The sequence below is a fragment of the Rhizobium sp. BK060 genome (assembly GCF_014193145.1).
In the GTDB taxonomy this organism is placed as follows: domain Bacteria; phylum Pseudomonadota; class Alphaproteobacteria; order Rhizobiales; family Rhizobiaceae; genus Rhizobium.
In genome coordinates, this window is sequence record NZ_JACHYW010000004.1 from 119,353 (window position 1) to 137,445 (window position 18,093).

16 protein-coding genes are annotated in these 18,093 nt (G+C 61.7%); 7 read left to right on the forward strand and 9 right to left on the reverse strand.

Annotation, left to right across the window (positions count from 1 at the left end):
* Position 1: 1 nt before the first annotated feature.
* The 3 genes from FHT71_RS06050 to FHT71_RS06060 all read right to left on the reverse strand — a co-directional run bounded on the left by FHT71_RS06050 (position 2) and on the right by FHT71_RS06060 (position 2,323).
* Positions 2-508: an RNA polymerase sigma factor gene (locus tag FHT71_RS06050; protein WP_132588805.1), complete on the reverse strand. Its 507-nt coding sequence runs from the start codon at positions 506-508 to the stop codon at positions 2-4.
* Positions 509-675: 167 nt separating this feature from the next.
* Positions 676-1,236 carry a hypothetical protein gene (locus tag FHT71_RS06055; RefSeq protein ID WP_007789908.1) on the reverse strand — a complete coding sequence of 187 codons (561 nt, stop codon included), beginning with the start codon at positions 1,234-1,236 and terminating at the stop codon, positions 676-678.
* A 148-nt stretch (positions 1,237-1,384) separates the two neighbouring features.
* Entirely contained in the window at positions 1,385-2,323 is a 939-nt protein-coding gene (locus FHT71_RS06060; RefSeq protein ID WP_132588874.1) for a metallophosphoesterase, read from the reverse strand.
* An 83-nt stretch (positions 2,324-2,406) separates the two neighbouring features.
* Here FHT71_RS06060 and FHT71_RS06065 point away from each other — a divergent pair, with 83 nt between their 5' ends.
* On the forward strand, positions 2,407-2,844 hold the full coding sequence (locus FHT71_RS06065) for an NUDIX domain-containing protein (protein WP_007789910.1): 438 nt from the start codon (positions 2,407-2,409) through the stop codon (positions 2,842-2,844).
* Between the two features lie 8 nt (positions 2,845-2,852).
* Here FHT71_RS06065 and FHT71_RS06070 read toward each other — a convergent pair whose 3' ends face one another.
* Entirely contained in the window at positions 2,853-3,839 is a 987-nt protein-coding gene (locus FHT71_RS06070) for a glutathione S-transferase family protein (protein WP_132588804.1), read from the reverse strand.
* A 268-nt stretch (positions 3,840-4,107) separates the two neighbouring features.
* Here FHT71_RS06070 and FHT71_RS06075 point away from each other — a divergent pair, with 268 nt between their 5' ends.
* The 3 genes from FHT71_RS06075 to FHT71_RS06085 all read left to right on the forward strand — a co-directional run bounded on the left by FHT71_RS06075 (position 4,108) and on the right by FHT71_RS06085 (position 8,117).
* A complete protein-coding gene (locus tag FHT71_RS06075; protein ID WP_132588803.1) occupies positions 4,108-4,608 on the forward strand; it encodes an N-acetyltransferase in 501 nt (166 codons plus the stop codon).
* Between the two features lie 73 nt (positions 4,609-4,681).
* Positions 4,682-5,992, forward strand: a complete 1,311-nt coding sequence (locus tag FHT71_RS06080) for an MFS transporter (RefSeq protein ID WP_132588802.1) — start codon at positions 4,682-4,684, stop codon at positions 5,990-5,992.
* Between the two features lie 133 nt (positions 5,993-6,125).
* On the forward strand, positions 6,126-8,117 hold the full coding sequence (locus FHT71_RS06085) for a PhoX family phosphatase (RefSeq protein WP_183719252.1): 1,992 nt from the start codon (positions 6,126-6,128) through the stop codon (positions 8,115-8,117).
* A gap of 48 nt (positions 8,118-8,165) precedes the next feature.
* On the opposite strand, the gene FHT71_RS06090 is transcribed toward FHT71_RS06085, so the two are convergent.
* The 5 genes from FHT71_RS06090 to FHT71_RS06110 are packed head-to-tail and all read right to left on the reverse strand — an operon-like array spanning position 8,166 to position 15,414.
* On the reverse strand, positions 8,166-8,582 hold the full coding sequence (locus tag FHT71_RS06090) for a GNAT family N-acetyltransferase (RefSeq protein ID WP_183719254.1): 417 nt from the start codon (positions 8,580-8,582) through the stop codon (positions 8,166-8,168).
* A 4-nt stretch (positions 8,583-8,586) separates the two neighbouring features.
* Entirely contained in the window at positions 8,587-10,656 is a 2,070-nt protein-coding gene (locus FHT71_RS06095; RefSeq protein ID WP_183719256.1) for a hypothetical protein, read from the reverse strand.
* A gap of 1 nt (position 10,657) precedes the next feature.
* Positions 10,658-13,474, reverse strand: coding sequence for a DUF4159 domain-containing protein (locus tag FHT71_RS06100; RefSeq protein WP_183719258.1), 2,817 nt, complete (start codon positions 13,472-13,474; stop codon positions 10,658-10,660).
* Positions 13,471-14,391 carry a DUF58 domain-containing protein gene (locus tag FHT71_RS06105; RefSeq protein WP_183719260.1) on the reverse strand — a complete coding sequence of 307 codons (921 nt, stop codon included), beginning with the start codon at positions 14,389-14,391 and terminating at the stop codon, positions 13,471-13,473. The genes FHT71_RS06100 and FHT71_RS06105 overlap by 4 nt, the downstream gene beginning before the upstream one ends.
* A gap of 12 nt (positions 14,392-14,403) precedes the next feature.
* On the reverse strand, positions 14,404-15,414 hold the full coding sequence (locus FHT71_RS06110) for a MoxR family ATPase (protein ID WP_132588796.1): 1,011 nt from the start codon (positions 15,412-15,414) through the stop codon (positions 14,404-14,406).
* A gap of 158 nt (positions 15,415-15,572) precedes the next feature.
* Here FHT71_RS06110 and FHT71_RS06115 point away from each other — a divergent pair, with 158 nt between their 5' ends.
* From FHT71_RS06115 to FHT71_RS06125, 3 genes are read left to right on the forward strand one after another with little or no spacing between them, the layout of a single operon-like run.
* Positions 15,573-16,196: a DUF1285 domain-containing protein gene (locus tag FHT71_RS06115; RefSeq protein WP_132588795.1), complete on the forward strand. Its 624-nt coding sequence runs from the start codon at positions 15,573-15,575 to the stop codon at positions 16,194-16,196.
* Entirely contained in the window at positions 16,193-16,843 is a 651-nt protein-coding gene (locus FHT71_RS06120; RefSeq protein ID WP_007789926.1) for a CoA pyrophosphatase, read from the forward strand. Before FHT71_RS06115 ends, FHT71_RS06120 begins: the two co-directional genes overlap by 4 nt.
* A complete protein-coding gene (locus FHT71_RS06125) occupies positions 16,840-18,093 on the forward strand; it encodes a CCA tRNA nucleotidyltransferase (protein WP_132588794.1) in 1,254 nt (417 codons plus the stop codon). The genes FHT71_RS06120 and FHT71_RS06125 overlap by 4 nt, the downstream gene beginning before the upstream one ends.

Here is an 18,093-nt window from a genome sequence, read left to right on the forward strand (position 1 = left end):
TTCAGTACCTGTGAGAATAATTGTCCGCGATGCTGGCGAAATGCAGCCTCGCCGCGGCAAGCTGCGATACGACGATGTTGATCGTGACACCCATAATATCAGCCGTCTGTTGATAGCTATGCCCCTCGACGATGACCAGCAGAAACGCGCTAGAGGTGCCTTCGGGCATCTCGGAAACCATGTGGTGGATGACATCAGGATCGACGAGGGGGGCACGGTCGCGGCTCGCCTCGCGGATATCGGTGATATTGGTTTTCGAAACGGCATGCGGCTTGCGTCGGCGATGGTCGTCACTCCATTGCTGGCGGGCGAGGGTGTAGACCCAGCTCTCCAGACGGCCTTCGCCATTCCATTGGTTGCTCCTGGCGATGGCGCGCTCACACGCCGCTTGCGCGAGTTCGTCCGCACTTGCTGCATCACCTGCAAGGGTCATCGCGAAACGCCGCAGCCGGGGCAGAAGGCCCACTAGGTCGCGTCTGATATCGATGGTCGTCACGGGTTGACGCATGGTCTTTCCAAGTAATGCATGGGCGTTCAGGCAGAACGCCCAGCAGGAGATCGATTTATATCGCTTCTGTGTCCTTTATGAAACAAGTACCTGATGCTTCGCAAGCATCCGGCCGCGTATCCCACGGGTTCTCAAAGCTTTTCTTCGCTGGTAACGGTGCTGCAACCTCAATACGTGCGGTAGCCGTTTAATGTTTGCAGTAGCGAGCGGTAGGCCCAGGTCTGCTCGCCGCCCCGATCCCGGATCTCGACGAGCTGGACGCGCGCTCCCTGTACATCACCCTGTTCCACCAAAGCTTGGCCCATATATGACCGTGCCAGAACATAATTCTCGTCGGCCTGCAGCGCCTTGCGATAATACGACATCCCCAGTTCCATTCTACCCGCCTTGCGGTTGGCGTAGCCGAGGTAGTTCAGGATGCGCGGATCGTTCTGGTTGTTGGCAAGCTGAAGCACGGTCAGGGCGTTGTCATATTGACCGGCATAGGCAAATTCACGGGCTGCCTTGTAGAGGTCGTCATCGTTGAACGAATTCTTCTTCGGAACCACGCATTCCTTGCGCTTTACGTCCCAGACCTTGCCGGCAGTGCATTTTGTCGTCGTTTCGGTCTTTGGCGGCGGCTTGGTTTCGTCGCTCTCATCACCGATCGCAAGGGCGGATGAAGAGACAGCGATGGCAAGCGAGCCGGCCAAAGCCAGACCGCGAAGACTGATGAACGCCATGGGCATGCAATGACTCCGTGAATTGATACTGCAGAGACAACGAGTTTACGTGGCAATCGCCAATTGCCAAGGCCTCGGATGCTTTCCGAATTCAAGATACCGTCATCTTCAGTTTCTGAATCAACTTGGCGAGACGATGATTTCGAAGGTGGCGCTAACCCTTGAAAATATCGACACTTTCACTGCATACGCCGTCGCCCATGGCGTTGATGCTGAAGCGTTCCCCGGTCAGTTCCCAGGCACGCGGAGAGCCGTCGATCGAGAACAGATTGTAGGCGGCGCGGGGCTTTAGTCCTCCTGGTCCCTGCGATGCGGAGGCGATGCCGACCACCGGGACGGGGCCAGTCTGGCCGCGCAGCCAGTGGAGCGTGTTCAAATGCGTATGGCCGTGGAGCACCAGTTCGGCGCCGCCGGTGGAGATCACGGCGCCGAAGCGGCGAATGCCAATCATCCGCTTGTGGAAGGACGTTGCGCCACGAATAGGTGGATGGTGGATCATCACGACCCGAAACAAGCCGGCTTCGCCAGCCGCGCGCAGCATGTTGACGGTGTCTCGCGCCTGGCGCTCACCAAAGAAGCCGCTGGCCGCGAAAGGGGGCGTTGCGACGGCTGTCGAGCAGCCGACGATGGCGACCTTGCCGCGAACGCGGAGATAGGGAAAGACGTGGCGATCTTGCTGCCATTCGGGCGGCGCGAGGTCGCCGCGCACGTTGTCGTACCATGCACGCACCGATTTTTCGTAGGCGCCGGGAACGTAAGCATCATGGTTTCCGGGCACGACGGAATTGTCCTCGGGGTCACCGAGTTCTTTCAGCCAGGCGGCGGCGGCGCGAATCTCCAAGCCGCTTGCGAGGTTCACCAGGTCGCCGGTGACCGCCAGATGATCGGCCTGCTTCGCGCGTATGTCGTCCAGCAGCAGATCCAGCGTGCTGCCGAAAAGGTGCTTGCGCCGGTTGCGATGCCAGTTCACAAAGCCGGTAATGCGTTTGGAGAAGAGCTCGCGGACGGAAAGGCGAGGGAGCGGGCCGAGATGGATATCGGAGATGTGCGCGAGCTTGAACATGCGAGCAGACATAGCCCAGTAAGTCTGCAATTCAAACACATCTGCTTGAACGGATTAATGGAATTGGAAAAAGCGTGACCGGAACCATCCGCCCCTGGCAATCACGAGTCCTGATGCGCATCGTGCATGTCTATTTCGCGATCGCGCGCGGAATGACGATGGGTGTGCGAGCCGCCTGCTTCGATTCGGCGGGGCGCATCTTCCTCGTGCGGCACAGCTACGTGCCCGGCTGGCATATGCCGGGCGGAGGGCTTGAGCGCAATGAGACTGCCGAGGAGGCCCTGATCAAGGAACTTCGCGAGGAAGGGAATCTGCGTATTCTCGGCCGGCCTCAGCTCTTCCACATCTATTTCAACACGGCGGCCAGCCGACGCGACCATGTTCTCTTCTATAAGACCCAGGTGGAGCAGACGGCACCCCGGCCACCGGACCGGGAAATCGTCGAGTGCGGCTTCTTTGAGGTCGATGATCTGCCAGTGGGCACAACTGAAGCGACGCGCCGTCGCCTGGCTGAACTCGCGGGCGAGCAGGAGCCCGCCCACGTCTGGTAGAACACAGGCTAGGCCGCTGCCAATCGGGCACGGCCATGCGGATGGTCGAGATCGAGCGCCGGGCCGACGGGCACAATCCCCGTCGGATTGATCGTCTTGTGGCTGCGGTAATAGTGGTCCTTGATATGGCGGAAGTTCACCGTCTCCTTGACGCCCGGCGTCTGGTAGAGATCGCGCAGATAGGCCGACAGATTGGGGTAGTCGTCTATGCGGCGGATATTGCACTTGAAGTGACCGACATAGACGGCATCGAAACGGACTAAGGTCGTGAACAGTCGCCAATCGGCCTCGGTCAGCCGATCGCTGAAGAGATAACGACCCTTGCCGAGGCGCTCGTCCAGCATATCAAGCGTCTCGAAGAGCCTGACGACATTTTCGCCATAGGCCTCCTGTGTCGTCGCGAAGCCGGCCTTGTAGACGCCGTTGTTGACGGTGTCGTAGACGACGGTATTTAGCTCATCGATGTCAGCCCGCAAATCCTGCGGGTAGAAATCAACGGCCGAGCCGGTCAGATGATCAAAGGCGCTGTTGAACATCCTGATGATCTCGGAAGACTCGTTGTTCACGATCGTATTGGTCTTCCTGTCCCACAAGACCGGGACAGTCACGCGGCCGCAATAGTGCGGATCGGCCTTCACGTAGACCTCCGACAGCGTCTTGGCACCGAAGAGATGATCGCCGGTCGCACCGTCGCCGACCTTGAACTCCCAGCCGTTTGACAGCATGAGCGGATCGACGACCGAAACGCCGATAAGATCCTCGAGCTTCTTGAGCTTGCGGAAGATCAGCGTGCGATGCGCCCAGGGGCACGCCAGCGAAACATAGAGATGGTAGCGGTCAGCCTCGGCCTTGAAGCCACCCGTACCGGACGGCCCGGCTGCGCCATCGGCCGTAATCCAGTTGCGAAACTGGGAAGCGGCGCGCTTGAAGTGCCCCTTGGTTTCTTTTGTATCGTACCAGACGTCATGCCAGACGCCGTCAACCAGCATGCCCATGTTGTCATCCTTCAGATTGTGTTGGGTCAGAACATATCGCAGCTTTTGCTTGTTTACAGGCGGTAAAGATTGAACACTGCGTCACGCCCGTGCGGTCTCTCGCCAAATTCCATTGGACGATCGAATTTTTTCCTGCTATCGGCCATTTCACATTTTGGAACCCGATTTGATGTTTGCACCGAGAAACCTGCGACGACGCTGATGCTCCCGAACGCCGAAGGGCGTGCTCGAGATCCATCAATTCTGTCTATCCGGTTTCCGTCTCATCATGCATAAGCACGATCTGGTCTACCTCACTGAGGACGCGTCGCACGACGCTGCAATCGAACACATCAACGAAGAAGCATTCGGCCCCGGCCGGCATACGCGCGCGGCAGCCCGCATTCGCGAGCAGGGACCGCACGATCTTTCACTTTCCTTCATTTGCGCCGATGACGGCGAGACAATCGCATCGGTACGAATGACGCCCGTCCAGGCCGGCTCGGTGAATGGGCACCTGCTTGGACCACTTGCGGTGCGGCCGTCTCACAAGGGCCGCGGCATCGGCCGGGAACTCGTCCGGATTGCCATCGACGCCGCGCGCCGCTCGGGTTCGGAGGCGGTCATTCTCATCGGCGATCCACCCTACTACTGCCCGCTCGGTTTCGAGAAGGTTGCTCATAACGCGCTGACGTTTCCGGGGCCGGTCGATCCGGCGCGCGTCCTTGTTGTACCGCTCGCGGGGGACGCGCATGCGCGGCTGAAGGGAACTATCGGCTGGCGGAAATAGGGTGCATGCGGTATTGAGCCTTATGTCCGAGACGCGCTTTGCGTGATCTTTCAGTGGCTTGAAGGGCTTGATCATGAGCGGCATTTCCATGGATGAGGCGCTGGATCGCGCCGGGACGGGTGCCTTCCAGCGCCGTCTGATCGGCATCTTCGGGCTTGTTTGGGCGGCGGATGCAATGCAGGTGCTCGCCGTCGGCTTCACGGCGGCATCGATCGCCGCCACCTTCGGACTGACGGTTCCGCAAGCCTTGCAGACCGGCACCCTTTTCTTTCTCGGCATGCTGATCGGTGCCGTTGCCTTCGGTCGCCTGGCGGACAAGGTGGGGCGTCGGCAGGTGCTGATCGTGACGGTTGCCTGTGACGCACTCTTCGGCACGCTTTCAATTTTCGCTCCGGACTTTACCAGCCTGCTGGTGTTGCGCTTGCTGACCGGCATGGCGGTCGGCGGGACGTTGCCGGTCGACTACGCGATGATGGCCGAGTTCCTGCCCGCTAGAAGCCGTGGTCGGTGGCTGGTGGCACTGGAAGGTTTCTGGGCGATCGGAACGTTGATCGTCGCGCTGGCCGCTTGGGCCGCGAGCCTTGCCGGGGTGGCAGATCCTTGGCGCTATATTTTCGCGGTCACGGCGCTGCCGGCAGTGTTGGGACTGACGCTGCGCTTCTTCGTTCCTGAATCACCACTCTACCTGTTGCGGACCGGACGGGCAGGCGAGGCCAAGGCCATTGTCGACAAGATGCTGGCGCTGCACCAAAAAGCGCCCCTGCCGTCCGACGACGAGATCGTCGCGACGCCGCAGGTGGCGGAAGGGATATTCTCCGAAGAGCTTCGTCGCCGAAGCGCATTGATCCTGGCGATCTGGTTCCTGGTTTCCGTTTCCTACTACGGCGTCTTCACCTGGATGCCGGCGAAGCTGGCCGGCGACGGGTTCGGTTTCGTCCGCGGATACGGCTTCCTGGTGTTCGTCGCACTCGCGCAGGTGCCAGGCTATGCGCTTGCCGCCTATGGCGTCGAGGCTTGGGGGCGCAGGCCGACGCTGATCGGTTTCTGCCTGCTCTCCGCGCTTGGGTGCCTGCTCTTCGTGGTTTCTCCTGATGACATGCTGGTCGGCGCGTCACTGCTGATCATGAGCTTCGCGCTGCTCGGGACGTGGGGGGCGCTGTACGCCTATACTCCGGAGCTCTACCCCACTGTATCGCGGGCGACCGGTATGGGATCGGCAGGTGCGATGGCGCGCCTCGGCGGGCTGCTTGCTCCGTCCCTAATGGCATTCGTCGTCTCAGGTGGATTGGGTTTGGCCATCGGCCTTTTTGCGGGCCTGCTGGTCGTGGCGGCCTTTGCCGCGAGGGCGATCGATACCGAAACGCGGCAGGCAGCGCTCAGCTGATTCCCGCGTTAGCGGGCACCCATCCATTTCTATCCCCGCTTCAAATTCAGTTGATCACAGGACTGTCATGCGCCGTCCCTAGACTTTGGAAGCGCTCTAAGGCGGATGTCGTCAATATTATGGGGGTAGTTCGGTGACCGAACATATTTCGCAGAAGGAAATCTTTCCGACCAGCCAGCTCGAGGATGCGGATGGCGAGGGCCATAACCGCAGCGACAATCCCACGATGGGGGAAATCATTGGGCGGCGCTTCTCACGTCGCGGCTTCCTGCAAGGGTCGCTCGCCGTCTCCGCCATTGCCGCGACCGTCAGCCCAATTGCGCTGTTGAGCGCAGAAGAGGCTCGCGCGGCAAGCGGTTCGGCCTTCTCCTTCACGGAAGTCGAGGCCGGCGTCGACGCCAATCACCATGTCGCCGAAGGATACAACGCCGATATCCTCCTGCGCTGGGGCGATGCGCTGTTTTCCGATTCGCCGGCCTTTGACCCCAAGAAACAGTCGGCGGAGGCGCAGAGCCGGCAGTTCGGCTACAACAACGACTATGTCGGCTATATTCCGATCGAAGGTTCGTCGGAGCACGGCATCCTCGTCGTCAATCACGAATACACAAATCCGCACCTGATGTTCCCCGGCCTGGTGACGATCGCCGAAGGTAAGATCAAGCAGGCGCCACTTACCAAGGAGCAGGTGGATATCGAGATGGCGGCTCACGGCGGCACGATCGTCGAGATCCAAAAAGTGGACGGCAAGTGGCAGGTCGTGCCTGATGGCAAGTACAATCGCCGCGTAACTTCGACGACCGAGATGGAGCTGACCGGTCCCGTGGCCGGCCATGAGCGCGTCAAGACGTCTGCCGATGCCACCGGCACCAAGGTCATCGGCACGTTCAACAACTGCGCTGGCGGCGTAACGCCCTGGGGCACCTACATTATGGCCGAGGAAAATTTCCATGGCTATTTCTCCGGCGAACTGCCTGCCGATCACAAGGAAACAGCGAACTACAAGCGCTACGGCGTGCCGGAAGGCGCCTATGAGTGGGCAAACTTCTATGACCGCTTCAATGTGGCAAAGGAGCCGACTGAACCTAATCGCTTCGGCTGGATCGTAGAGGTCGATGTCCTCGATCCGACGTCGACCCCGAAGAAGCGCAGTGCGCTTGGACGCACGAAGCACGAAGGCGCAGCCTCGATCGTCGACAAGGATGGCCGCGTCGTCTTCTACCTCGGCGACGACGAACGCTTCGACTATGTCTACAAGTTCGTGACGGCGGGCACCTATAACGCCAACGATCGCACTGCCAACATGAACCTGCTCGACGAGGGGACGCTTTATGTCGCCAAGTTCGCCGAGGACGGCACACTGCAGTGGCTGCCGGTCGTCCACGGCCAGGGCTCGCTGACCGCTGAAAACGGCTTTGCCAGCCAAGCCGACGTGCTGATCGAGACCCGCCGCGCGGCGGACCTGCTCGGCGCGACGAAGATGGACCGGCCGGAAGACATCGAACCCAATGCCGTCAACGGCAAGGTCTATGTGATGCTCACCAACAACACGAAACGCAAGGCCGACCAGGTGGACGCCGCCAATCCGCGTGCCGAGAACGCCTTTGGCCATATCATCGAGATCAGCGAGGATGGCGGTGCCTTCGGGGCAACCTCGGGCAAGTGGGAAGTGCTGTTGAAGTGTGGCGATCCTGCCGTCGCCGATGTCGGGGCGTCCTTCTCGACCGAAACGACGAAGAATGGCTGGTTCGGCATGCCGGACAACTGTTCCATCGATGCCGCCGGCCGCCTCTGGGTCGCGACCGACGGCAACAACAACAAGGCGACAGGCCGCACCGACGGCCTCTGGGCCGTCGACACCGAGGGCGAGGCGCGCGCAACGTCCAAGCTCTTCTACCGTGTTCCTGTGGGTGCCGAGCTCTGTGGTCCGCTCTTCCTGCCCGACGACCAGACAGCATTCGTGGCCGTGCAGCATCCAGGCGACGGCGGCGACGACTGGTCTGGTCACGGCCGTCCGTCCTACTATGAGGATCTCTCAACCCGCTGGCCGGATTTCAAGGACGACATGCCGGTTCGTCCGGCTGTCGTCGCAATCACCAAGATCGGCGGTGGAAAGATCGCCGTCTGAAGGGTGAATGACCTCCGCTTCGCCGTCTTCGGATGGCGAAGCATCTATCTACAGGCGCTTGCGCAAGAATGTGCGTATGCGCCCTTTGGGGAATTCCGGCACCTCGCCGAATATTTCGTAACCCTGCCGCTGATAGGCTCGAAGTGCCTGGGGATTAAAGGTATCGATCCAGGCGCCGTGGCAACCACGGGCCGCAGCCTCTTTCTCGGCCAAGGCAAGAATCTTGCCGGCGATGCCCTTGCCGCGTTCCTTATCGGGCACATACAGCAACTGAGTGAAGAGCCAGCCCCAGGCAGTGTAGCCCGAGAGGCCGCCGGTGACGTTTCCATCGGTATCGCGAATGAGGACGGCGAGCGGCTGGCGTTCGGAAGGGCCGACGTCATGGAGATTGAAGGCCGAGAGCGCGTCGCCGATCGTCGCAAGGTCATCGGCAGAGGGCGAGCCAGTCACCTCGAACCCGGCCATGCGGCTAACGTCCTTCACGCCACCACATGGCGCCAAAGGCGAGTAGCAGGATGCCGACACCGGCGAAACCGGCAAACAGCGGCAGGGTGTTGATGCCCTTCAGCACCGTTTCGTTGGTGAGATGGATTTGCATGCGATCGTCGTCTGCAACGCGGATCTGGCCGCGAACCGGCAGGATCGGCGGAATGCTGATCGCGCCGCTAGTATCGGACAGGCGGGTAACGAGGCCCTTGGTCTTGTCGGCAACAGGCTTCAGCGCTTCGGTCGTCGATATCATTGCCTTGAATTCAGGAGCATCGACCGCGCCGACATGCGCGAGTGTCGTCATGTCGCCATTTCGGATTTCGAAAAGGCCGATCTCGTCCATCTTCTTCTCGGCCTTGAAGAGGCCGGGCTCGGCTTGTGTCAGGGGAAGAGTTTCGGTCCTTCCCGAGGGATAGCGTACCGTTGCGTTGCCTGGGGCCGCGCCAATGGTTTGGCGCGTAATCTCCAGCGTGCGGCCGGATGCGCGCGCTGTCAGGGCCTCCTCCTCCAGGGCAGGCTCCTTCATCAGCCAATGGGCGACGCGGCGGTAGAGCGACACATGCGGACCGCCGCCCTCGAAGCCACGAGCCCACAGCCAGCCTTGATCGGACAGAAGCATGGCGACGCGGCCCTGTCCGGCGCGATTGAGAACAAGCAGCGGATGGTTGTCGGCGCCAACCATTACCGTCTGGCCCTGCGGCGGCTCGACGTCGACGCTGCGGAACCAGCGGCCCCAATGCGGCGGCTCGTCGGCGGAACCATCGAGGCCGCGGGTAACCGGGTGCTTGCGACCTTCTTCCGAAAGCCTGGGATAGAAAGCTTTCTCGATCATCTGGCCGGTCGGAGCGGCCGGCAGCACGGACGACAGGGGCGTCAGCGCGATCGAATCCTGGCCGGCATGTTCGGGGCCGGCCGCGATCAGCAGGGCGCCGCCATTTTCCACATACTGGGCGATGTAGTCGTAGTAGAGGATCGGCAGCACGCCACGATGCTGGTAGCGGTCGAAGATGATGAGGTCGAAGTCCTTGATCTTGTCGACGAATAGCTCGCGGGTCGGGAAGGCGATCAGCGACAGCTCATTGATCGGCGTGCCGTCCTGCTTTTCGGGCGGGCGCAGAATGGTAAAATGGACGAGATCTACCGACGCATCCGATTTGAGGAGGTTGCGCCACGCGCGTTCGCCAGCATGCGGCTCGCCGGAGACGAGCAGAACACGCAGGTTCTCGCGGATGCCGTCAATCAAGTCGACTGCGCGGTTGTTCGCGTCCGTGACTTCGCCCGGAAGGTTCGCGACCGAAAATTCGAGAACGTTGCTGCCGCCGCGCTCGACCTTGAACGAAAACGGCGTGTCGCGGCCCGGCGTGGCCTGGAGCGTCGCGATCTCGTTGCCGTTGAGCTTCACCGTGACGTTGGCCGTGCCGCCGGGGCTCGGCCCATCGTCGAAGACGCGCAGCATCAACTGCTGCTCCTCGTTGACGATGCCGAAACGCGGCGCCTTGACGACTTCGATGCGGCGGTCGAATTCGTTGGCTTTGCCCGTGATCAGGCCGTGGATCGGGGCGTCGAAGCCGAGTGCCTGATTGACGCCGGGAACGTCGTGGACTTCGCCGTCCGTCAGCATGATCGCGCCGCCGATGCGGGCCGGCGGCACGTCCGCGACAGCGGCGGAAAGCGCATTGAACAGTCGCGTCGAGGGAGCGTCGGAACCTTCCGGTTCCGTCGCATCCACGTAGCGCGGTTCGATATTGGGGAAGTGAGCGAGGCGATCCTTCAGCTGCGCCAGGGCATCGTCGGTCATCTTGATGCGTTCAGGCGTCTGCTGGCTCTGGCTGCGGTCCACGATGACCGGCACGACGGTCGACAGCTGTTCGCGATCTTCCTGCAGCAAGAGTGGGTTGGCAAGGGCGGCCAGCAAAGCAAGGGCTGCGATCGAGCGGATCCAGGCGCCCCGCACGCGGCGCCAGATGGCGAAGGCTGCGGTCAGGAGCACAATGAGCGCCAGCCCCGCCAGGAGCGGCAAAGGGATGAAGGGCGAAAAATCAATCGTCATGTCACTGCCCCAACCGTTCCAGGAGAGCGGGGACGTGGACCTGATCGGTCTTGTAGTTGCCGGTGAGCATATACATCATGATGTTGACGCCGCTGCGGTAGGCATATTCGCGCTGCATTTCATCAGGCGGGACCGTCGGCAACATGGGCACGCCGTTGTCATCGACCGCCCAGGCGCCGGCAAAGTCGTTGCCGGTGATGAGGATTGGGGAAACGCCGTCGGCCGTCGCCGCCGACTTGGCGTTCTCAGCACGATTTTCCTGGCGGGCTTCAATCCAGAGCGGGCTGCCGGTGTAGCGACCGGGGAAGCTCGACAGGAGGTAGAAGGACTTCGTCAGCACGTGGTCGGACGGCACCGGTTCTAGCGGCGGAATGTCGAGATTCGCGAGGATTTGCTGCAGCCGCTCGCCGTTGGCGCTGACCGAGCTGCCATTGTTGTCGAGTGCGCTGAACTGGTCGCGGGTGTCGAACAGCACCGTTCCACCGGCGCGCATATAGGCATCGATCTTGTTGACCGCTGCCGTTGAAGGCATGGGCGCCGTCGCCGAGATCGGCCAATAGATGATCGGGTAGAAAGCGAGTTCATCCTTCGCGAGATCCAGGCCAACGGGCGGCGAGGGCTCCAGCGTGGTGCGGAAGGTCAGGAATTCCGTCAGGCCCTCGAGACCCCGCTCGGAAATCCGGTCGACTTCCTGTTCACCAGTCACGACATAGGCGAGATGCGTATTGTCGAGCCGCTGGAAGATCTGGTCATCACCGGGTTTGGCGTCATCCGCATGCGATTGACCTGGCTCCAGCAGCAAGAAAGCCGCGCTGAACGCAACGGCGACAATCGCGGCCGCGCGCGCCGCAGGGCGCAGCCGCGAGAATGCGCCGCTCATGAACATCACGACTAGGCTGTCGGCAAGCAGGAGCAGGAAGGCGATCAGGAACAGCGTAGGCTTTGCCGACCAGGTCTCGCCGCCGATCAACCCTTCACGCACCACGGTGGTACCCGAAACATCAAGCGGCTTCAGTTCGGCATTTTTCGGCAGTACGTTCAGCGCGGTAAATCCTTCTTCGGATCCGTAGAGGCCAGGCGGGTTATCGAAGCTGGCAACCGGCGTGACCTTGGCGTTGGGTATCAGCGGGCGTGCCGTACCGGTTTCGGTCGTCAATGCGCCCTTGGCGGTCAATAATCGGAATGGCGGTAGCGCTTCAGCGGTCGAAGCGCCGTCGGTTTGCGCGGTCACGCCGCCAGAGCGTGACAACTGCACGAGGCGACGCAGCATCTCGACGAAATTGCCTGATATCGGAAGGTCGGACCACGTGGCCTCCGCACTAACATGGAAGAGCACAATTCGGCCAGCATTGATCGGCTTCGTCGTCACCAGCGGCGTTCCATCGGCGAGGCTCGCCCAAGTGCGCTCGGCAAGATCCGGCGTTGGCTCTGCGAGAACCTGACGTTTGACAGTAATATCCGTCGGCTTCGGCATTCCGGCGAACGGGCCGAAAGCGGGAAACTCTGCAAGCGGCTGTGGTTCGGCCCAGGATAGCGCACCACCGAGGGCGCGCTCACCCTGGCGCAACGTGACCGGCACCAGCGGGTCGTCGGCGGGCGCAGCAGCAAGGCGTGGCCCTGCAAAACGGACCAACGTTCCACCGTTGCCGATCCAGCGCTGCAGCGGCTCGTAGGTTTGTTGGGGAAGGCGGCCGATATCAGCCATGATGATGACGGACGGATTCTGCGACAAAAGATCCGGGATCGAGGTCGCGAGATCGGGCGTGTTCGGCTCCATCAAGTCGGCATAGGGCTGTAGGGCGCGCTGGATGTAATAGAGCGGCGAAAGCAGTGGCTGGAACGTATCGCCGACTTCGCCGGACAGCAGAACGACACGGCGACGCTTGAAGCCGTCGTCAAGCAGGTGCACGGCGCCAGCCGTAGCGTGGCTATCGATGCTGACGCGCGCAAAATCGTTGCGCATTTCAAACGGTGCGGCGATTGATCCGGTCGCGACGCTCTGCCCTGGTTGGAAGTCGATCGAGCCGGCCGCGATCGCGCGTCCCTGAGTGTCCTGCGCGGTGATAGGGCGCGAAGCGGCGCTGGTGCTGTCGAGGCGTGTGGCGGTAACCGTCATCGCATCCGCGGCATTGCTGGCCGACGTGATCGCGATCGTCTCGGCCGCGTCGCCGGAGATCAAGCGCAGTTGGGCAGGCGAGAGATCCAAGAGCTGGCGGACGGTTGCGTCGTTGTCGGTTGCGGCGGCGCCATCGGTCAGGAAGGCGAGAGTGCCAGGATGGACGCCGTTCAACGCGGTGCGGAGAGCCTCGAAAGCGCGCTGCCGGTCGGGCACCAGCGGCTTCGGTTCTGCGGCGCGTAGCTTGTCGCGGGCAACGGACGCCGTTCCCGGAACCGCATCGTTGGTCGGATCGGCGGTGAAGGTGATGGCAACGGGGGTACCGGCGGCTTCCGCGTCATCGATCAGTGCGTCGGCCGTCTTCACGCGGCGATCCCAATCCGGCGACGTTGCCCAGCCGTTGTCAACAAAGAGCACGAGCGGGCCGCCCGAAGCAATTGAATTCGTGCGCGGATTGAAGACTGGGTCGGCGATAGCCAGAATGACGGCGGTGGCAAGCAGCATGCGCAGCAGCGTCAGCCACCAGGGGCTCTGGGCCGGGGTTTCCTCCCGCTTCAGGACCGTTGCGAGAATCTTCAGTGGCGGGAAGACTTCCGTCTTCGGGCGCGGCGGCGTCAATCGCAGCAGCCACCAGATGATCGGCAGGGCCACGAGGGCGCCGAGGATCGCGGGGTAGGCGAAAACGAAGGGAAGAGCGTTCACGTGCGTTCTCCCTGCGTCATCCTTGCGGGCATTCCCGAGAGGTACATGTGAACGGCGACCAGCGCTTCAGAGGCGAGATGGTCGGTGCGGTGGCTGACAAAGGTCCAGCCCATGTGGCGCAGCGCCTGGCCGAGATCATCCCTGCGCTCGAGATAGGCGCGGGTGTAGGTTTCGCGCACATGCTCGGCCCGACCGGATGTCAGCTTCGAACCCGTCTCGGGATCGGTGAATTCGGTGCGGCCATCATAGGGGAAGAGCTCTTCGGCCGGGTCGGCGATCTCGATCACGTGGCCGCGCAGACCGCGCCGCGCCAAGGGAGCGATGCGCGCCATGACCGCACGCGCATCGTCGAGAAAATCGCCGATCAGCACGAGTTCGCTCCAGCCGCGGATCATGGCTGTGTCGGGCAGTCCCCCGCTCAGCGGCGCATGCATCAATGCGGTTGCAAGCCGTTCCGCAGCGTTCCGCGCGGCGATCGGTTCCATCACGCCGGGGCATCCGATGCGCTCGCCGGAGCGCGCAAGGATTTCGGCAAGCGCCAGCATGATGACGAGTGCTCGGCCTTCCTTGGAAGCGTTTCCGAAGGTCGATTTGTACATCATTGAAGCAGACATGTCGGCCCAGAGCCAGATCGTATGGGCTGCCTCCCACTCGCGGTCGCGGATGTAGGTGTGGTCGTCACGGGCGGATCGACGCCAATCGATGCGCGATAGGCTTTCGCCCTCGGTGTAGGGGCGGAATTGCCAGAAGTTCTCGCCAATGCCGCGCTTGCGGCGGCCATGCCAGCCGGCGATGACGGTATTGGCGATCCGCTTGGCCTCGACCAGACAATCCGGGACAAGGCTCGCCCGCTGCCTAGCGCGAGCGAGCGCATCATTGCCCGAGGTCGGATTGACGATCTGTCCGATGGGTGCCACGCAGACGCTTCCTTATCCCTTGGCCTGCTTGACCAGCCCGTCAATGACATCGCGAACCGACATGCCTTCTGCACGCGCCGCAAATGTCAGCGCCATGCGGTGCTGCAGCACAGGTTCAGCCAACGCGTGGACATCGTCGATGGACGGAGCGAGGCGGCCTTCGTAGAGTGCACGGGCGCGGGCGCAGAGCATCATGGCCTGGCCGGCGCGAGGGCCAGGGCCCCAGGCGACGTTCTTGTCGGTGGATGCATTGCCCTGGCCGGGGCGGGCGGAGCGGACAAGTGCCAGGATCGCATCGACGACCTTGTCGCTCACTGGCATCTGGCGGATGAGCGTCTGGATTTCGACCAGCCGCTCGGCGCTCAAGACTGCTTGTGGCTTCGTCTCGCTGAGGCCCGTCGTCTCGAGCAGGATCTGTCGCTCGGCCGCAAGCTCCGGGTAGTGGACGTCGACCTGCAGCAGGAAGCGATCGAGCTGTGCCTCGGGAAGAGGGTAGGTGCCTTCCTGCTCCAGCGGGTTCTGGGTGGCCAGGACGTGGAACGGAACCGGCAGATCGTAGCGATGGCCGGCGACGGTGATGTGGTATTCCTGCATGGACTGCAGCAGTGCCGACTGCGTGCGCGGCGATGCGCGGTTGATTTCGTCGGCCATCAGAAGCTGGGCGAACACCGGGCCCTTGACGAAACGGAAGGAGCGGCGGCCGCTGTCGTCCTGGTCCATCACTTCCGAGCCCAGTATGTCCGAGGGCATCAGGTCCGGGGTGAACTGAATGCGGTTGGAGGCGAGCCCAAGCACTTCGCCGAGCGTCGTCACGAGCTTGGTCTTGGCGAGCCCAGGCACGCCGACGAGCAGGGCATGGCCACCGGAGAGAACCGCCAGAAGCGTATTTTCCACGACGCTTTCCTGGCCGAAGATCACCTTAGAGACTTCGCCCCGGACGACGGCGATATCTGCTAGTGCCTTCTCGGCCGCGGCGATGATCGCCTTTTCATCAAGGGGGGCTTCGGTCTTCATCATACCCATAAGGCATCTCCAGCGGCTGATAACATTCGTCGCGAATCGGCAGACTTACACGCAAGCCTCATACCAGATAGAGTTATGGAGATGTTGCGGGCTGACAAGTTCGTTCCAAATGACTATCTCGTGACCTTCTGGAGTTAAAGACAAACCGGGACAGAAGAATGGCAGCCGAAGAGATCAAGGCGACAACGGATGCGGCCGGTCTTGCCGCGCTGATTTCGCGCGCCGCCGGCGACGCAGGGGCCAAACCCCGAGGCCTTCCGCCCGTCGACAAATGGAATCCGCCCTTCTGCGGCGATATCGACATGGAAATCCGGGCTGATGGCACATGGTTCTATATGGGAACACCGATCGGCCGAGCGCCTCTCGTCAGACTGTTTTCAACGGTCCTGCGCAAGGATGAGGATGGGAAGACATATCTCGTAACGCCTGTGGAGAGGGTCGGTATCCGTGTTGTAGACGCGCCCTTCTTGGCCGTTGAAATGAATGCCGGCGAAAGGGATGGCGAGCCATTGCTGACGTTCCGGACCAATGTCGGCGATGTGGTCGAGGCCGGGGCGGCACATCCCCTTCGCTTTGTAATTCACGGCGAAAGCAGCGAGTTGAAGCCCTATCTTCACGTTCGCGGGCGGTTGGAAGCGCTGGTCTCCCGGCCCATCATGTACGAACTCGTCGAGCTCGGCGAACGCCTTCAGGTCGATGGCGAGACGATGTTCTGTCTCCGCTCCGGCGGTGTGACCTTTCCTGTCATGCCGGCGGCCGAACTGGATGCACTTTCCCGATGACCAATGCTTTGACCGACCACCGTTCGCTCTATTCAGCGGCCGAATTCCGTCACCGCGCGCTTCACCAGAGCGGCGGCCCGGTAGACCGCTCCTGGCGTGATCACGGCGACCATATTCTGAACCCCGATATCGTTACGCAGGTGGAGACCTTCAAACTTCGTGATGCTGCGGTTCTGGTGCCTGTCGTCGACGACGGTGACGATGCGCATGTGATCTTCACGCAGCGCACCGCGACGCTGCGAAAACATTCCGGACAGATCGCGTTTCCCGGCGGCAAGATCGACGCCATCGACGGCTCGGCCGAGAGGGCGGCAATCCGGGAAACCGAAGAGGAAATCGGTATCGACGGGTCGTTTGTCGAGACCGTGGCGCGGCTTCCGAACTATCTTGCATCGACTGGCTTCCGTATTACGCCGGTGCTTGCCGTCGTCCGGCGCGGCTTCGAATTGAAACTCAATCCAACCGAGGTGGACGACGTCTTCGAAGTGCCGCTGTCCTTTCTCATGAATCCGGCAAATCACAGTCGCGACAGGCGTGTACTCGACGGTCTCGAACGACATTTCTACCGGATGCCCTATGAAAGCCGGATGATCTGGGGCATTACCGCGGGCATCGTCCGCACCCTTTACGAAAGGCTTTATGCATGACCAACCTTGGCCACGAAACATGGTTCAAGGATCCGGCGCTGACGCGCGTATTCACGCTGCTCAACGCCGACGGAGGAGAGGGGCGTGTCGTCGGCGGAGCGGTCCGCAACAGCCTCATGGGGCGCCCGGTCAACGATATCGATCTTGCCACGACGCTCACGCCGGAACAGGTCATCGAGCGGGCGGCTGCCTCTGGCATCAAGGCCGTTCCGACCGGCGTGGCGCACGGCACGGTGACCCTCGTCATCGACGGCAAGCCCTTCGAAGTCACGACGCTGAGGGCCGATGTCGAGACCGACGGACGCAGGGCCAAGGTGGCATTCAGCTCGGATTGGCAGACCGATGCGGAACGCCGCGACCTGACGATCAACGCGCTTTATGTCGACTCCAAGGGCGATGTGATCGACCTGGTCGGTGGTCTTGCCGATATCGAGAAGCGCAACATCCGCTTCATCGGTGATGCGGCGACGCGCGTCGGCGAGGATTATCTGCGTATCCTGCGGTTTTTCCGGTTCTTCGCTTATTATGGTTCCGGCCGTCCGGATGCCGATGGGCTCCGGGCGTGTGTATCGGCTCGCGCCAAGCTAAAGACGCTTTCGGCCGAAAGGCTATGGTCGGAACTTCGCAAATTGCTCAGCGCGGAGGATCCTGGACGGGCGCTCTTGTGGATGCGGCAGGTCGGTGTGCTCAGTGAAATCCTTCCGGAGACAGACAAGTGGGGCATTGACGCCGTCCCGGCGTTGATCAGCACGGAGAAGGCGCTCGGCTGGAAGCCGGATCCGCTTCTGCGTCTCGCCGCCATCATTCCACCCGATGCCGATCGGCTGGAGAAGATGGCCGCACGCCTCAAGCTTGCCAATGCCGAATTCGCCTGGTTCAAAGCATGGGCCAAGGCGCCTGTTATCAATGATGAATTGTCTTCGGCTGCCTTTGCACGATTGCTCTATCGGCACGGTGGGGATGGGATACAGACGCGCTTGAAACTTGCGCTTGCAACGGCGCGGGGCAAGGCGGAAGGCGACATGCAGGAGATGGCGCGCTCAGCAAGGCTTGGCAAGCTGCTCGAACTGGCTGAAAACTGGAAGAAACCACAGTTCCCGATCAATGGCACAGACGTCATGGGCGCCGGGGTATCCGCCGGAAAGCAGGTCGGCGAAACGCTGTCGGCACTCGAGAATTTCTGGATCGAGGAAAATTTCTCTCCGGACCGGGCGGCGCTGCTCGCCCGGCTGAACGACCTGACAAAATAA

Coding starts and splice junctions, on each gene's coding strand:
- FHT71_RS06050 (WP_132588805.1), bottom strand. CDS start 508: ATGCGTCAACCCGTGACGACCATCGATATCAGACGCGACCTAGTGGGC.
- FHT71_RS06055 (WP_007789908.1), bottom strand. CDS start 1,236: ATGCCCATGGCGTTCATCAGTCTTCGCGGTCTGGCTTTGGCCGGCTCG.
- FHT71_RS06065 (WP_007789910.1), top strand. CDS start 2,407: ATGCGCATCGTGCATGTCTATTTCGCGATCGCGCGCGGAATGACGATG.
- FHT71_RS06070 (WP_132588804.1), bottom strand. CDS start 3,839: ATGGGCATGCTGGTTGACGGCGTCTGGCATGACGTCTGGTACGATACA.
- FHT71_RS06075 (WP_132588803.1), top strand. CDS start 4,108: ATGCATAAGCACGATCTGGTCTACCTCACTGAGGACGCGTCGCACGAC.
- FHT71_RS06080 (WP_132588802.1), top strand. CDS start 4,682: ATGAGCGGCATTTCCATGGATGAGGCGCTGGATCGCGCCGGGACGGGT.
- FHT71_RS06090 (WP_183719254.1), bottom strand. CDS start 8,582: ATGGCCGGGTTCGAGGTGACTGGCTCGCCCTCTGCCGATGACCTTGCG.
- FHT71_RS06095 (WP_183719256.1), bottom strand. CDS start 10,656: ATGACGATTGATTTTTCGCCCTTCATCCCTTTGCCGCTCCTGGCGGGG.
- FHT71_RS06110 (WP_132588796.1), bottom strand. CDS start 15,414: ATGGGTATGATGAAGACCGAAGCCCCCCTTGATGAAAAGGCGATCATC.
- FHT71_RS06115 (WP_132588795.1), top strand. CDS start 15,573: ATGGCAGCCGAAGAGATCAAGGCGACAACGGATGCGGCCGGTCTTGCC.
- FHT71_RS06120 (WP_007789926.1), top strand. CDS start 16,193: ATGACCAATGCTTTGACCGACCACCGTTCGCTCTATTCAGCGGCCGAA.
- FHT71_RS06125 (WP_132588794.1), top strand. CDS start 16,840: ATGACCAACCTTGGCCACGAAACATGGTTCAAGGATCCGGCGCTGACG.